This window comes from Vagococcus sp. (assembly GCF_036639995.1).
Classification (GTDB): domain Bacteria; phylum Bacillota; class Bacilli; order Lactobacillales; family Vagococcaceae; genus Vagococcus.
This window is the reverse complement of the sequence record NZ_JAVWHO010000022.1, coordinates 1-16,367: the sequence shown is the minus strand read 5'-3', so window position 1 is coordinate 16,367 and position 16,367 is coordinate 1. Positions and strand designations below refer to the sequence as shown.

General features: G+C 32.4%; 11 protein-coding genes. 8 read left to right on the top strand and 3 right to left on the bottom strand.

Translation table 11 applies throughout. From position 1 onward, the window contains the following. Positions 1-9 precede the first annotated feature (9 nt). Positions 10-2,355, top strand: a complete 2,346-nt coding sequence (locus RR554_RS07085) for a DNA translocase FtsK (protein WP_332462986.1) — start codon at positions 10-12, stop codon at positions 2,353-2,355. 42 nt (positions 2,356-2,397) lie between these two features. Here the strand turns inward: RR554_RS07085 and RR554_RS07080 are convergent, their stop codons facing one another. Further along, the gene (locus tag RR554_RS07080; protein ID WP_332467699.1) at positions 2,398-3,279 is read right to left on the bottom strand and encodes a PhzF family phenazine biosynthesis protein; all 882 of its coding nucleotides are present in this window, start codon (positions 3,277-3,279) and stop codon (positions 2,398-2,400) included. Between the two features lie 66 nt (positions 3,280-3,345). Then, a complete protein-coding gene (locus RR554_RS07075; RefSeq protein WP_332467698.1) occupies positions 3,346-5,439 on the bottom strand; it encodes a cation:proton antiporter in 2,094 nt (697 codons plus the stop codon). Positions 5,440-5,632: 193 nt separating this feature from the next. Between RR554_RS07075 and RR554_RS07070 the strand changes: the two genes are divergently transcribed. The 3 genes from RR554_RS07070 (at position 5,633) to RR554_RS07060 (ending at position 8,715) form a co-directional block, all read left to right on the top strand. Continuing rightward, on the top strand, positions 5,633-6,382 hold the full coding sequence (locus RR554_RS07070; RefSeq protein ID WP_332462983.1) for an ABC transporter ATP-binding protein: 750 nt from the start codon (positions 5,633-5,635) through the stop codon (positions 6,380-6,382). Further along, on the top strand, positions 6,372-8,249 hold the full coding sequence (locus RR554_RS07065) for an ABC transporter permease (protein WP_332462982.1): 1,878 nt from the start codon (positions 6,372-6,374) through the stop codon (positions 8,247-8,249). Before RR554_RS07070 ends, RR554_RS07065 begins: the two co-directional genes overlap by 11 nt. Positions 8,250-8,328: 79 nt before the next feature. After that, positions 8,329-8,715, top strand: coding sequence for an MmcQ/YjbR family DNA-binding protein (locus tag RR554_RS07060; RefSeq protein WP_332467697.1), 387 nt, complete (start codon positions 8,329-8,331; stop codon positions 8,713-8,715). Between the two features lie 35 nt (positions 8,716-8,750). Here the strand turns inward: RR554_RS07060 and proC are convergent, their stop codons facing one another. Beyond that, positions 8,751-9,533: a pyrroline-5-carboxylate reductase gene (proC, locus tag RR554_RS07055; RefSeq protein ID WP_332467696.1), complete on the bottom strand. Its 783-nt coding sequence runs from the start codon at positions 9,531-9,533 to the stop codon at positions 8,751-8,753. A 142-nt stretch (positions 9,534-9,675) separates the two neighbouring features. On the opposite strand from proC, the gene RR554_RS07050 reads away from it, so the two are divergent. The 4 genes from RR554_RS07050 to RR554_RS07035 form a co-directional block, all read left to right on the top strand. Then, a complete protein-coding gene (locus RR554_RS07050) occupies positions 9,676-10,395 on the top strand; it encodes an ABC transporter ATP-binding protein (RefSeq protein ID WP_332462979.1) in 720 nt (239 codons plus the stop codon). Beyond that, on the top strand, positions 10,388-12,016 hold the full coding sequence (locus RR554_RS07045) for a hypothetical protein (RefSeq protein ID WP_332462978.1): 1,629 nt from the start codon (positions 10,388-10,390) through the stop codon (positions 12,014-12,016). Before RR554_RS07050 ends, RR554_RS07045 begins: the two co-directional genes overlap by 8 nt. A gap of 311 nt (positions 12,017-12,327) precedes the next feature. Continuing rightward, positions 12,328-14,271, top strand: a complete 1,944-nt coding sequence (gene thrS, locus RR554_RS07040; protein ID WP_332462977.1) for a threonine--tRNA ligase — start codon at positions 12,328-12,330, stop codon at positions 14,269-14,271. A 231-nt stretch (positions 14,272-14,502) separates the two neighbouring features. After that, a partial coding sequence (locus RR554_RS07035) for a penicillin-binding transpeptidase domain-containing protein (protein WP_332467695.1) occupies positions 14,503-16,367 on the top strand: 1,865 nt, incomplete at its 3' end.

Below are 16,367 nucleotides of genomic sequence, written 5' to 3'. Positions count from 1 at the left end.
AGTTAAAGTATGGCAAAGAAAAAACAAGGGAAAGCACCTACAAAAAAACAGAAACAACAAAAAGAAAAAACAACCTATTTTCTAATTGGTGTAGCATTTATTATATTTGGTATATTAGGTGGCTTGAAACTAGGCTTTTTAGGGATTTTAATGGCTAATGTGTTTCGTTTTTTAGTTGGAAATACTTATGTTGTAATGTCAGTTGTATTGATTTTATACGGAGTACTTCTAATTTTTATGGGTAAAGACCCCAAATTTAAACGAAAAACAATTTGGATAGGTGGTTTGGTCTTTTATTTGAGTTTCCTCTTATTTATTGAAATTGGTTTGTTTAAACAAATTAACCGAGATACAGCTATTATTACGTTAACTTGGCAAAAAATATTTTCGGATATTAAGGTAAATCAAATTACTCAATCTGTTGGTGGAGGAATGATTGGAGCAACACTTTATAGCGCTACTTATTTTCTAGTTTCAAAATTTGGCTCCTATGTTGTTTCTTTCACAGGTATGGCTGTTGGTGTGTTACTATTTGCCAATGTTGGTTTAACTGATGTGATTGAAAAAATTAGAGGATGGGGCAGTAATGCTTCTCAATCGATGGATGAAAAGAAACAGAAATTCTCAGAACAACAAGAAGAAAAAAAAAAGCTGAAGATTGAGAAGGAAAATAAGAAAATTTCTGAAAATAAAGTAAGAAAGTTAACTCCAGGCGAAGAGTTAGCAAATGAAACAAAAGAAGTTCAAGTAGATATTCCAACAGAACAGATGACATTAGAAATTGATAGTTATCAAGATACTTATCAAAAAAAACAAGTTGAAAAACCAAAAAAACAAGAACAGTCTAAGTCAGATAAGATGCAGGAAAAAGAAATGAATATTCATTTTGAACTACCAGATGAAATTGACAATGAAGATTATGAATTACCTTCTATTGATTTGTTGAATGATATTCCTTTAACAGACCAAAGTAAGGAATATAAATTGGTTGAAAAGAACGTCAAAATTTTAGAGAGAACTTTTGATAGTTTTGGTGTTGATGCAAAAGTAGTTAGAGCAAGCTTAGGACCATCAGTGACAAAATTTGAAATTCAACCCGCTGTTGGCGTAAAGGTAAGTAAAGTTGTTAGTCTGACAGATGATCTTGCGTTAGCTTTAGCCGCCAAAGATATTAGGATGGAAGCACCTATTCCAGGTAAGGCATTGATTGGTATTGAAGTTCCTAATCAGACAACTAGTATGGTTTCTTTTAGAGATGTTATTGAAGCACAAGAGAGTCATCCTGATCGTTTACTTGAAGTTCCTCTTGGAAGAAGTATTTCAGGTGAGGTAATGTCTGCTGATTTGACCAAGATGCCTCATTTATTAATAGCAGGCTCAACTGGTAGTGGTAAATCAGTTTGTATCAATGGTATTATTTCTTGTTTACTGATGAAAGCAAAACCTAATCAAGTAAAATTAATGATGATTGACCCTAAAATGGTGGAGTTAAATGTTTATAATGGCATTCCCCATTTATTAACTCCTGTTGTGACTAATCCTCGAAAAGCAGCTCAAGCGCTTCAAAAAGTGGTAGAAGAAATGGAGAGACGCTACGAATTATTTGCAGGATTTGGAGTTAGAAATATGAATGGATACAACGATATGGTGAAAAGACACAATGCCGAAACAGGTGAGGTTAAATCTGTTTTACCATATATCGTTGTTATCGTTGATGAGTTAGCAGATTTAATGATGGTAGCCAGTAATGAAGTGGAAGATGCGATTATTCGTTTGGCTCAAATGGCAAGAGCAGCAGGTATCCATATGATTTTAGCAACACAAAGACCTAGTGTAGATGTTATTACTGGGATAATTAAGGCCAATGTCCCATCAAGGATAGCATTTGCTGTTTCAAGTGGAATTGATTCGCGAACGATTATCGATGGTAATGGAGCGGAAAAATTACTTGGACGAGGTGATATGCTGTTTGTTCCAATGGGAGAAAATAAGCCGATTCGTGTGCAAGGAGCGTTTATTTCTGATCAAGAAGTGGAAAATATCGTTGATTTTGTAACGAGTCAGCAAGGAGCAGATTATCAAGAACATATGATGCCAACAGAAGAAGCCGAAAAATCTACAGGAAGTGACTCTGTTGATGAGTATTTTGAAGATGCTAAACAATTAATTATCGAAATGCAAACAGCAAGTATTTCATTGTTGCAACGTCGTTTTAGAATTGGATACAACCGAGCGGCGCGTTTAATCGATGAATTAGAAGAACATGGTGTTGTCGGCCCGTCAGAAGGAAGTAAACCCCGTAAAGTGTTAATGACTTATATACCAGAAGAAGAAGTATCTGGGGAAGAACAGTAAAAAATATTTATACAAAAAAAGAAGCTAATCAGCTTCTTTTTTTTATATTGAAATATGAGAAGAAGTAACAAAGGTTGCTGTCCCAGTGATACTAACGGTAAAAATATCGTTTTGTTTTAAAAGATTAACTAGTACAATACCTTCTCTTTTTAATTCGTATCCTTGTTCCATATGTAATTGAATAAATTCATTATTCTTTTGTTCACTGATGTAAGTACTATAGTAAGCTCCCATTACACCGGCAGCTGAACCTGTTACAGCATCTTCAATAGCACCAGTGTAGGCACCAGAAAAATGCCGACTATACATATCAGCTTCTTGTGAACGCGTTTCTAGACAGATTGGATGAATTGAACTTGCTGGAAATTCAGTTAGAATTTTTGGGAATTGTTTAGTTAATGGCGTCATTTCTTTAAAGCTTGATAAGTGTTTAATCGGAACTATCAACGTCCAAGTTCCGGTGTTTCCGTAGACAATAGGGAATGAATTATCAATATCTGTGATTTTAATAGATAATAGATCAGCAATATCTGATATAGAGCCACTGAATTTTGTAAATAGAGGCTCTTTTTGTGTCATGGTTACTTGTTTATTTTTTGAAATAGTAATTGAAACGATGCCGACATTTGTTTCGATGGATAAACTATTTTTTAGTGTTTTTTTCTTGTCTAATATGGCAACTGCACCAGCGAGTAATGCATGACCACAAAAATCCATTTCAGAGCTAGGAGCAAAAAATTTAAACTTAAAATCAGCACAAGTAGAATGAGTAATAAAAACTGTTTCGTTAAAATTAATTATTTTAGCAATGTGTTGTTGTTGTTGAAGAGGGAGTGAATGTTCAAGAAAAACAACGCCAGCAGGATTTCCTTTGTTTGGCTGGTTTGAAAATGAGTCATAGTGAAGCCACTCGATTGTTTCCATAAAAACACATCCTTTTTTAATAATACAGCAAAAACCGTTGAGATTGATTTTTGCTGCATTTTTAAATTAATCAAATGTTCCTTGTAAAAAAGTAGTTTCGTTATAATTAACAGATTGTCTCAATTGATGAGCTAGATCAGAAGAAATTTTTCCTTGTTCAAGCATGCATTGAATAACAGATCTCTCTTCGTCTAATGTTTTTAAGAAATATTCTTGATATGCTAATTGATATTCTTCTTGTTGTCTTAATTGGAAATTGCTTAAACGATCAATTTTACTTTGGTATTCCAAAATAATCTGATGAAGGATCGTTTTTCTTAGTATATAATCTGGATCTTTCGTATTTAATTCTTTTTCACAATTTTGCAAAGCTTGAATAGCTTGCTTTGAACTTTCATTCTCTAAAAGAATGATACATTGCTGATTTCCTTGTGGGTTATAATTTTGTCTTAAAAAAGTTTTTAACAGCAGTCTTTTGGTTTTTTTCTTAGTTTTTAAAAGTGACTGCTTCATGATAATTGAAAAATTCGTACTATGAGCTCTTTTTTTGTATTTCAACATCTGTAAATAATTTTTTGTTACAATTTTTGGGAAATCATGTTCTTTTGTAAGTTTCATAACAGCATTAAATTCATTTTGAACGGCAACTTTTCGGTAGGTCATTTCAATGTCATGATACAGTTCATTAGAAGTGACAGTATCATTTAAATACAATGTTTTCAATTGTTTATCCAAGTCATTTAAAATATCTGTGACCACAGTTTTATTTTCTATATCTAGTTCAAGCTGAAGTGCGTAGATTGCTTTTTTTGTCATTAATTTTTTAGCTTCAATTTCAGATAAATCTGAATCATCCACAGTATCTTCTCCTTCAATATCCATAAAAGCTTCATCCCCAGTCAAGATAAGACGTGTTCTTTTCTTAGTTAGGAAAGGAAGAGTAATAACAGCAACAATTAAGCTAGTTAAAATAACACCACTGGCAAGGAAAATAATCAAATATCGTTCTTTAAAAATCTCCCCATCTAATAAAAAGAAAGGGATAGATAAAACCATTGCCATTGTAACAGCTCCTCTGACACCAGTTAAACCAGTTAAGATAGCTGTATAAAATTTAGGTTTTACATCGATTAAATTACGAGATTTAATGTAATTAAACCACATGTAACCGTACGACCAAAAGGTTCTGATTGTTAAGAGAATTAACCAAATGATGATGACATAACCGATTAATGTCCAGTTGTTAATGTCTGGATTGATAATCGCTGAATGCATTGCAAAAGGTAAAGAAGCGCCAAGAACAACAAAAACAATCCCGTTTAATTGATAAATAATGATGTCCCATACTTTTTTTGAGACCAGTTTAATTTCGGAATACTGTCTTTTGTAAACAGGTTCTTGTTGAATTGCAACAACACCGGCAACAACAACAGCAATGACACCTGAAGCGTGAACTAATTCAGCTGCAATAAAAATAACAAAGGGTGTTAAAATTTGAAGAGACACATGAAGAATAACGTCTTGAATACCTTGTCTAAGTAATGTGTTTTCTAACAAATACAAAAATTTAGATAAGAGTAAGCCTACTATTATTCCGACAAATGTCATATATAAAAAGTCAGTTGTTGCAGATTTTAGTGAAAATGTTCCAGTTAAAAATGCTGCCAAAGCGTATTTAAAAGCAATTAAACCACTAGCATCATTAATTAAGCTCTCCCCACTAATTAAACTAAGAAGTCGCTTAGGTAACTTAACTTGTTCAGCAATTCCTTGTACTGCAACCGGATCTGTTGGCGAAAGAACTGCAGCCAGTGCAAATGACAAAGGAAGAGAAATTTCAGCAATAAAATAATTAATTAAAAAACCACCTAAAAGTGTTGTAAGTAAAACCAACCATATAGCATTTGCAAAAATAGGTGCTCGAAGTTCCCAAAGTTCTTTTTTAGGAAAATGCCTTGCATCTGCATAAAGAAGTGGTGCAACAAAAAGTAACATAAACCAATCTGTTTCTAATTCAATGGTTAAATTTAAAAGTAAAGCCGCAATAACCCCTAATGCAATTTCGATTAAGGCTGTTGGAATTGAAACCAAGTAGTGGCTGATAATATTGGATACAATAACGAGTAATACGAGTAAAATTGTTGTTTCTAAAACTGCCATAAAATACCTCCTCTTTTCTGTTCTTTCTTATTATAGCAAAATTTCAGGTGTCATTTTCATTGTTTTTTACATTTCTACCGACATATTTTCTTATCTTACAAAATTGTTCGTTTGCTGTTAGCTATTTAAATGTCGAAAAAAGAAAAAAACTTATAAACTAAGATCAAGAAATCATTAGAAAAGAGGAAGAATAATGCTAGAAATTAATAATGTAACAAAAACATATGGAGATAGTGTAAAATATCAAGCTCTTAAAGGAATCACCTTAACAGTAAATGAAGGTGAATTTGTCGGTGTTATGGGGCCTTCTGGAAGTGGAAAATCAACGTTACTTAATTTAATTGGAACAATTGATAAACCAACATCAGGGTCTATTTCATTGGACGGATTTGAACCAGCAAAATTAAATCAAGAACAATTGGCAAAGTTTAGAAGAAATCAATTAGGATTTGTTTTCCAAAATTTTAATTTAATGCCAACCTTAACTGTTGAAGAAAATATAGTTTTACCCTTAACTTTAGATGGTGAGAAAGTTAGTGTGATGAAAAAAGCGTTACATGAAGTAGCTGAAACGCTTGGTATTGAAGACCTATTAAAGAAACGAATTGCTACTATCTCAGGAGGGCAGGCGCAACGAGTTGCAATAGCACGAGCGATGGTTCACCAACCAAAATTAGTGTTGGCTGATGAGCCCACAGGTAACCTCGATACAAAATCATCGAAAGATGTGATGGGACTTTTATCTCGATTAAATGAAGAGGAAAATTCAACTATTTTAATGGTAACTCATGATCCGTTTGCAGCAAGTTATTGCGAAAAAATTATTTTTATTAAGGATGGCGAATTGATTCAACAAATTGAAAACAAGGGAAACCGCTCAGAATTTTATGATGTTATCCTAGAAAATTTAAGAGAGTTAGAAGGTGCTGTAGATGAGATTTAAGGAGTTTGTTTTTAAAAATACGATACGAAATAAGAACTTATATATGGCATACTTCTTTAGCACGTTAACAACTGTTATGACGTTTTTTACGTTTGCTGTATTTGCTTTTCATCCAAAGTTAAGTAGTGGGTTACATGCGGCTGTGCAGACAGGTATGTTAGCTTCAGCTGTTATAATTTACCTGTTTTCTTTCTTTTATGTGTTGTACTCAATGGATATCTTTTTACAATCACGAAAAAAAGAGTTTGGTTTGCTGCTCATTCAAGGGATGTCACCGAAACAACTAAGAAAAATGGTATTCCAAGAAAATACAATTATTGGTTTTTTAGCAACTGTTACAGGGACTTTAATAGGTGTTTTGTTTTCACAATTAATTTTATGGTTAAGCAATGTGACGATGCATGTTGACTTAGGATTTTATTTTCCTGCAAAAGCAATAGGTGTCACTTTTATTTCATTCTTCTTATTATTTATGTTTATCTCATTCTTCATTCAATTTAAAATTCCTAAAATGGATGTACAAGAATTATTAAAAAGTAGTGATTTAGGAAAAGGTGAAGTAAAAGCTTCGGCAGTTAAATCAATTTTGGCAATTCTTTTAATAGGTATTGGTTATGCGGTAGCCTTAACTGTTGAGGGAATGGGAGTAGTTATGGCTATGATCCCTGTTATTGTTGTTGTTATTTTAGGAACAAAATTTTTATTCAATCAATTAAGTGTTTTCGTTGTTAATTTTTTGAAGAAAAATGAAAATCGTTTTTGGAAAAAAACAAATATGTTAGTTTATTCAGATTTGAGTTTTCGGATGAAAGATAATGCTCGTTCTTTCTTCTTAGTTGCAGTTATTACAACTGTGGCATTTTCAGCAATAGGTACACTAACGGGATTTAGAGAGATGAGTTTACATGGTGTTAACTCTGATCCATATGATTTTTCTTATGAAGTGGCGTTAGATGATGAAAGTAACGGAGAAAAAGAATTAACAGCATTTAATGAATCAACGAAGAAACATGATGTGATTGTTGATCAAGTAAAAGTCATGCCTATCACAATGACAGGTATTGATGGAACGGATCGACCTGTAAAAGTTGTTTCTGAAAAAGATTACAATCAAGCAACAAAACAATTGGGAGAAAAAGAAGTAGAAGTGACTAAGGGAACTGTTAGTTTGCTTAATGATTTAAGCATGCCAGATATACCTCAAGGACAACCTATTGAAAAACCAACTGAGTTTAAAGTATCAGACACTGAAAAATTAAAGATAAAATCTAAAGATGTTAAGAAAAAAGCTTGGTCTACTTTTTCAGATATTTATGTTGTATCAGATGATATTTATCAAAAAGTTGAGCAAAAAAATGTAGCTAAGCCAGTATATGGTTGGTTAGTGACTAATGGGTCATATGAGCAACAGAAAAAAGTAGGATCAGATATTGAACCCTTAAAAGTAATTTACGCTAAAGCAAGTATGACTCAAATGATTACAGATGCGTATGCGCCAATTTTATTCATTGGTTTCTTTATTGGGATAATCTTCTTCATCTCAGCAGGAAGTTTCCTTTACTTTAGATTATATAGTGATATGGAAGTGGATACTGAAAAATTCAAAATGATTTATAAACTTGGATTTAGCAAAAAAGAAATGAAAAAAGTAGTCTATCAACAAGTAGGAATCCTATTCTTTACTCCAATTGTCGTTTCTTGTATTCACGGAGCAGTGGCATTAACAGCGATGTACGCTTTGTTTGGTCAAGGCCTTCAAATAACGGCACTTTATGTATTAGGTATCTTTATCCTCATTCAGATCGTGTATTATTTAATAGCGAGAGTATTTTACTTCAAGAAATTATATCGATCAGTAGCTATTTAAAAATAATTAAAAATAAGAAGTCTAGAAAATTACTAGTTTCTTATTTTTTTGTTATAATAAAAAGAAAAGAGGTGAGGTTATGATTGAAGAACGTATGAAATTTTTAATTGAAGTTGGTAATAAACTTCAATTTGCTAAAGTTTATTACCGAGAAGATTGGGATGTTTATTATTTTGATATCTTAGGTAAGCAATTTGGCTTAATGACAAAGGACGTCACAGAAGACGGAATCATTACTTTAAAAGGTCATCCTGAAACAAACGAAGAATTAAGAGAAACTTATGAGGACATTGTTCCGGGTTACTATGCGAATAAAAAACATTGGAATTCAATCAAACTGAATTCAACTGCTATTTCAGATAGTGAAATAGAAAAAATGATTCAGACATCTTATCAACTCGTTTGGGATAAACTTCCCAAAAAGGTAAGACAGGAAGCAGAAAAAAATAGTAAATTAAAATCATAGAAAGAAGCTCGCAATAATCTTCTTTCTATGATTTTTCAATTTTTCATAATTGTATCGATCGCATTGATTGTTGCGTATCTGAAACCTTCTTTTTCAAGAGCAGTAATCCCTTTAATTGTTGTTCCACCAGGAGAGGTTACTCCATCTTTTAATTCACCAGGATGTTTACCCGTTTTTAAAAGTAAATTCGCAGAACTGCTCACCATTTTCGCAGCTACTTGGTAAGCCATGTCTCGGTCCATGCCATTTAAGACTGCACCATCACTCAATGCCTCCATAAAAACATCAACAAAAGCAGGACCACACCCAGCAAGGGTACCAAATATTCCAATCTTATCGTCCGTAATTTCCACTAAATCACCTAAGAAATAAAAGCATTTATTGATTAATTCTTTTGCATTTTCGGCTATATTTTCAGCATAAACAATTCCGGTCATTCCTTCGTTAATTTGAACAGGTGTGTTTGGAATAGCCTGAGCTAATGGATAGTCAGATCCCATTACTTGACTCATTTCAGTAACAGAAACACCAGCTGATACTGATACAATAGGAATATCCGTTTCACCAATTAGTTTTTGTAAATCATTCAATATTGGTAAAATTAGGGGTGTACTAACTGCAAGAAAAATAATCTCGCACTGAGAAAAATCAGTTATTTCATTTGTTAAAGTGAAGTCAAGATCTTCTTGTAATTGTTTAGCAGTTCCTCTTTTTCCACCACGAACTAATAAATCTTCAGGAGCCACTTTGTTAGAGTTTAACCAACCTTTAATCATCGCACCACCCATATGTCCTGCACCAAAAATTCCAATTTTCATCTGCGTTCCTCCTTGTATTTGATATCCTAAGTTTAATATAAAATACCAAGAAAAGAAATAACAGTTCAATTTTGATATGGAAAAAGCGTTTTAATTTAGGTATACTGATTTAAATTAGTTTGTATTTATTGGGAGGAATTAAATGAAATTAGTTATCAACCAACTTGAAAAAGATTTTAAAGGAAAAAAAGTGATTGACAATGCTTCTTTTGAATTTAAAAAGGGAAGAATATATGGGTTACTTGGTAGAAATGGTGCAGGGAAAACGACTCTATTCAATTGTATTTCGAAAGATTTATCATACGAAAATGGTGATATTCAATTGTTGGTGGATGGAGAATTAAAAGATTATAGAGAAACTGATATCGGCCTAGTTCATGCCACTCCAAATGTGCCAGATTTTATGACAGGATATGAATTTATTAAATTTTTTATTGATATGAATCAACATCAAATGAAAAATATTCGAACCCCAGATGCATATTTAGCCAAAGTTGGTATTAAAAAAGAAGACCGACATAGACTAATGAAAGAATATTCTCATGGGATGAAAAATAAAGTTCAAATGATTGCAACAATGATGATTCAGCCACCCATTCTATTACTTGATGAACCTTTAACGTCATTTGATGTGGTAGCTGCTCATGAAGTAAAGGAACTCATTCTTTCAATGAAATCTGAATCAGTTGTTATTTTTTCAACACATATTTTACAACTTGCACAAGATTTATGTGACGAAATTGTTCTTTTACATAATGGTGAATTAACAGGTATTCCTGCAAGTAGTATTCATGATGCTGACTTTGAAGAAGAGATTGTCCGCTTACTATCTGACGAAGATGGTGGTAATTCGGATGAATGAGATGAAACAACTATTTTTTCTTGATTGGAAATATCGAAATTTTAAAGCAAGCAGTTTTGCTAACGGTTTATTTTATTTTTTAGGAAGAATTCCGTTACTTGGAAAAATAGTGCCAACGACAATGTTATACCGAGAATACGGCTTGAAAAAGGGAATTGCGGCTTTAAAACTAATAGGATCTATTTTATTTTCTTTTTTTTGGTATGGATTGCCTTTTGTCATTAGTTTATTCATTAGTAAAGGACTGAGTCACGTTACTTCAAGTAAAGTGAGTATCTTGTTTGTCTGGTTAATGCTATTTAATGTCATCGGTATTTGTTTATTAGAGCTTTTTCCAAATCTTGAACGACAAGAAATTCAGTTTATTACCAATTTTCGTGTGTCAAAAGAAGATTACATTAAAAAATCTTCACTTTTAAAAATAATCAAAACTATAATTTTTAGTTTACCAGGCCTGATCATTGTTGGGATAATTGAAAAACAAGTTGTGTTATCTCTATTAATTGGGACTTTTTCATTGCTTTCTTTTTCTTTAATTTGGTCAGTGATTAATTTACATTTAACCTTATTTAATAAACGTTTGCTAATAAAAATTTTAACTGTAATTGTTATTATAAGCATTGATTTGACATTGGGTTATTTCTTGATAAAAAATGATTTGTTAATGAGTTTTCAAAAACTAACAGTAAGTTGGTTAGGGGCCTTCGTTTGTCTAATGTTGTGGCTACCATTTTTATACCTTTATGTCCATTTCAAAAGGTTTAGTGAGTATACAAGACAAATGTTTATTTCCTCAGAAGTGTTAATAAATTACTCTGAGTCAAATAAAAAAGATCAACAGTATTATCTTGGTGAAGGTAAAAAGATGAAACTTGAAAAAGTAGCAGATGACGAAAAAGTGTCGTCTTTAACAGGAAGCAAGTACTTAAATGCTCTATTATTTAACCGGTTTAGAACGTCACTTAGAAAGCAATTAATGTATCGAGTTGTCGGTATAAGTCTTGTCATGCTAGCGATTGTTGTATTTAGTTTGCTTGCTCCAATAAAAATTGAACCAATTAAAGTTGAGAAGTTAATGTATAATTTTATGCCAATTATGTTTTTTGTTTTGTATATTCTTTCGTTTGGTAAAAGTGTTGTTCAAACGCTCTTTGTAAATTGTGATTCTTCTATGTTAGCATATCCTTTTTACCGTGAATCTAAAGCAATTGTTCAAGGCTTTTTTTACCGATTTTTAAAAACATTTTATTATAATGGTGTGATTGGCACAACTATTTATCTTTGGTTTCTAATTTTTAATGGTGTAAATAATCAATTGTTAAGTTTAGAATTTAGCATTATTTTCTTTTTTGTAATTTTAAGTTTAACCATTTTATTTTCGTTTCATGAATTGTTTATTTATTATATTTTGCAACCATTTACTAGTGATTTTCAAGTGAAAAATCCTGTGTATAAATTAGTTGATGGGATATTTTACTTTATTGCATATATTAGCCTACAAATAAAAACTGCTGAATTTTCATACGCAGCGATTGTTTCAGGAATTTCGATTCTTTACTTTGTAATTGGGTTGATTGTTATTGTAAAGGTAGCACCTAAAACATTTAAATTAAAAAATTAAGCAAAGTGACTTGATAATTTTTTTGATTAGTGTTTAAATGACTATAAGATATATTTGATTGATGCGAAAGACACCGATTATTGATTACTGTTTAAAGAGAAGAAAACCTTGTCTGAAAGTTTTCTAATAAGTCCAATAATTGACCACTTTCAAGAGTTCAGTTGAAACTGAGCCGGTCGTTTCCGTTATCACGATTGAGATGATAGTTTATTAAACTATCAAAATTTAGGTGGAACCACGATAATTCGTCCTATTAAGCTAATACAGGCTTAATAGGGCTTTTTTTATTAAATTTTTTAGGAGGAGATTTAATGTCAGTTATTAAAATTACATTCCCAGATGGCGCAGTGAAGGAATTTGAGGCAAAAACAACAACATTTGAAATTGCTGAAAGTATTAGTAAGAGTTTATCTAAAAAAGCACTTGCTGGTAAATTTAACGGTGAGCTTATTGATTTAAATCGTGAAATTGAAGAGGATGGTTCTTTAGAAATTATTACACCAGGCCATGATGATGCCTTACAGATTTTACGCCATTCAACTGCTCATTTAATGGCAAATGCGTTAAGACGACTATATCCAAATATTCATTTCGGTGTCGGTCCAGCTATTGATAATGGTTTTTACTATGATACAGATAATGAAGGTTATGCTGTTTCAGAAGAAGATTTAGTTAAAATTGAAGAAGAAATGATGAAGATTGTTAAAGAGAACAATCCAATTGTCAGAAAAGAAGTTTCAAAAGAAGAGGCTTTAGAGTTATTCAAAGGTGATCCTTATAAAGAAGAGTTAATCAATGATTTACCAGCAGATGAAGTTATCACAGTTTATGATCAAGGTGATTTTGTTGACTTATGTCGCGGGGTTCATGTTCCTTCAACAGGACGCATTCAAGTCTTTAAATTACTTTCAGTTGCTGGCGCTTACTGGAGAGGTAATTCAAACAATAAAATGATGCAACGTGTATACGGAACAGCCTTTTTCGATAAAAAAGAATTAAAAGATTACCTAAAAATGCGTGAAGAAGCAAAAGAACGTGATCATCGTAAATTAGGTAAAGAACTTGATTTATTTATGGTAAATCCAGACGTTGGTTCTGGTTTACCGTTTTGGTTACCAAAAGGTGCAACTATTCGTCGCGTAATCGAACGCTATATTGTAGATAAAGAAATTAGCTTAGGGTATCAACATGTATATACTCCAATCATGGCAGATGTTGAATTATACAAAACTTCTGGCCATTGGGATCATTACCATGATGATATGTTCCCACCAATGGATATGGGAGATGGGGAAATGTTAGTTCTTCGCCCAATGAACTGTCCTCACCATATGATGGTCTATAAAAATGATATCCATAGTTACCGTGAATTACCTATTCGTATCGCTGAGCTTGGTATGATGCATCGTTATGAAAAATCAGGAGCTTTATCTGGATTAGCTCGTGTTCGTGAAATGACATTAAATGATGGACATACTTTTGTTAGACCAGATCAAATTAAAGATGAATTTATGCGGACATTAAAATTAATGGTAGATGTTTACGAAGACTTTAATATTGATGATTATCGTTTACGTTTAAGTTTACGAGATCCTAAAAATACTGAAAAATATTTTGATGATGATGAAATGTGGGAAAAAGCAGAAGCAACTTTAAGAGATGCTTTAAACGAAGCTGGAGTGGAGTATTTTGAAGCAGAAGGTGAAGCTGCCTTTTACGGTCCTAAGATGGATGTTCAAATTAAAACTGCATTAGGTACTGAAGAGACTCTTTCTACTATTCAGTTAGACTTTTTATTACCAGAACGTTTTGATTTAACTTATGTTGGAGAAGACGGAGAAAATAGTCATCGCCCAGTTGTTATTCACCGTGGAATTGTTTCTACTATGGAACGTTTTGTTGCTCATTTAACTGAAGTTCACAAAGGGGCTTTCCCAACTTGGTTAGCGCCTATCCAAGGAACAATCATTCCAGTTAATTTAGATATGCATAGCGATTATGCATTTGAAATTAAAGAAAAATTAGAAATGCAAGGTTTACGTTTTGACGTAGATATTCGTAATGAGAAAATGGGTTACAAAATTCGTGAATCTCAAACTCAAAAAGTTCCATACCAAATTGTTGTAGGTGACAAGGAAGTAGAAACAGGGGAAGTAAATATTCGCCGCTATGGTAGTAAAGAAACAAGTACTATGAATGTAGATATGTTTGTTGAATCAGTTGTCGCAGATGTAAAAAATTATAGTAGAAAATAAAAAATAGGCTCAGAATCAATAACGTAGGTTGTTGATTCTGAGCCTTTCGTATTGATAAAAAATTGTGAAAAGAAAGTGAATTTCATTGAAAAACCAATAGATACATGAGATACTCAATACTGGGTTTTTAAAACTAAATTTTTTTATAAATATTATTAAAATAACTAAATATTCAAAATAAAAATTAGTATAATAGTGATTATTGGAAATTGAAAGGACTTTTTATATAAGATGAGAAATAACAAAACACCATGGCGTCCATTCTCAAAGAAAGTAAAAAAAGCACAAGGAGCAAAAAAAGCTCATGTACCTTTTAGACTAGACTTTCTTTTTTTTATTGTATTTGTACTCTTTACCGCATTAGTTGTCAGATTATCTTATCTACAGATTAATCAACATGATGAATTTGTTCAAATTGTTGAGAAAGGGCAAAAGCAAGTAATTGAAGAAAATGCTCCTCGTGGGTATATATATGATTCTAAAGGGAAAGTATTAGTTGGAAACAAAGCTAATCAAGCTATTTTGTATACAAGAAGTGCTGGAATGACAGCTGAAGATATCAAGAAAGTCAGTGAACAAATTACAGAGTTAATTAAAATTGATCCAGAAAAATTATCGAATCGCGATAAGAAAGACTATTGGCTATCTGATCCAAAAGAGTTGAAAAAAGCAGAAGCTAAACTAACTGTATCTGATAAATTAAATAGTAAAGGTGAGCAGTTATCAGCTGGAGATCTTTATAAAAAAATGGTTGATAAAGTTGATGCAGATGAGATTAAATTATCTGAAAAAGAGGAACAAGTTGCCACTGTATTTAAAAAAATAAATGGGGCATACGCCCTTCAACCTGTAACGATTAAGAATAAAGAGGTAACACCGGAAGAAATTGCGGTTGTTGGAGAAAATACAGCTACAATTCCTGGTCTTTCAGCAGGAACAGATTGGGAGAGAGAATACCCAGAAAAAGATCAAATACGTTCAATACTTGGAACAGTTTCAACTGAAAAACAAGGATTACCAGAAGAAAAAGCAGAAGAATATCTGAAAAAAGGATATAAAATTAATGACCGTGTTGGGTTGAGCTATTTAGAAGAGGCTTATGAAAATGAGTTAAAAGGTAAAAAAGGCGAATCAGAGGTAGTCACTGATAAAAACCAAAAAATAACTTCAAAAAAAGAGGTTAAGGCTGGAGAAAAAGGCGACAATGTTGTCTTAACAATTGATCTAGAATTCCAAAAACGTGTTGAGGAAATTTTGAAAAATAACTATGAAGTTTTAATGGGCAATGGCAAAGCGGAACATTCTGAAGGAGCCTATGCGGTGGTGACGGATCCTAATAATGGTAATGTCTTAGCCATGGTTGGGTTAAGAAGAGATCCAAAAACAGGTGAATTGAAAGATGATGCACTAGGAACAATTAATCAAGCGTTTGTACCAGGTTCTTCTATTAAAGCGGCAACTGTTATGTCTGGTTATCAAAACAACATTATTAGTGGAAACGAAACGATGGTCGATGAACCATTAGTTTTCCAAGGTGGTTTAGTGAAGTCTTCTTTATTCAATCAATATGGTTCGTATCCGTTAACGACAGCACAGGCACTAGAAGTATCGTCAAACGTTTATATGATGAAAATTGCACTTGAAATGATGGGAACATCATACAGTCCTAATATGACAATGCCAATTGAAACTGGGGTTTTTGATACGTTAAGAACCACTTATGAACAATTCGGTTTAGGAACTAAAACAGGAATTGATTTACCAAATGAAGGTGTTGGATTCATTAATAAGCAATATAAAGATGATAAAGGAAACTACATCCCAGGAATTATGGGTAAAGCTCTCGATTTATCTTTTGGTAACTATGATACATATACTCCGATGCAATTGAATCAATATGTTTCAACGGTTGCTAATGGGGGAAATAGGATTGCTCCACATGTTGTTAAAGGGATTTATGGAAACAATAATTCGGGTAATTTAGGAAAAGCAAAAAAAGAATTAGAACCTAAAAGCCTCAATAAAATTGAGGGACAAGATGCAGAATTTGAAATTATCCATCAAGGTATGGTTCAGGTAGTTAATGGACCAATGGG

Bases quoted from the DNA above. Each gene is read 5' to 3' on its own strand.
- RR554_RS07085 (WP_332462986.1), top strand. From the start codon at position 10: ATGGCAAAGAAAAAACAAGGGAAAGCACCTACAAAAAAACAGAAACAA.
- RR554_RS07080 (WP_332467699.1), bottom strand. From the start codon at position 3,279: ATGGAAACAATCGAGTGGCTTCACTATGACTCATTTTCAAACCAGCCA.
- RR554_RS07075 (WP_332467698.1), bottom strand. From the start codon at position 5,439: ATGGCAGTTTTAGAAACAACAATTTTACTCGTATTACTCGTTATTGTA.
- RR554_RS07070 (WP_332462983.1), top strand. From the start codon at position 5,633: ATGCTAGAAATTAATAATGTAACAAAAACATATGGAGATAGTGTAAAA.
- RR554_RS07065 (WP_332462982.1), top strand. From the start codon at position 6,372: ATGAGATTTAAGGAGTTTGTTTTTAAAAATACGATACGAAATAAGAAC.
- RR554_RS07060 (WP_332467697.1), top strand. From the start codon at position 8,329: ATGATTGAAGAACGTATGAAATTTTTAATTGAAGTTGGTAATAAACTT.
- proC (WP_332467696.1), bottom strand. From the start codon at position 9,533: ATGAAAATTGGAATTTTTGGTGCAGGACATATGGGTGGTGCGATGATT.
- RR554_RS07050 (WP_332462979.1), top strand. From the start codon at position 9,676: ATGAAATTAGTTATCAACCAACTTGAAAAAGATTTTAAAGGAAAAAAA.
- RR554_RS07045 (WP_332462978.1), top strand. From the start codon at position 10,388: ATGAATGAGATGAAACAACTATTTTTTCTTGATTGGAAATATCGAAAT.
- thrS (WP_332462977.1), top strand. From the start codon at position 12,328: ATGTCAGTTATTAAAATTACATTCCCAGATGGCGCAGTGAAGGAATTT.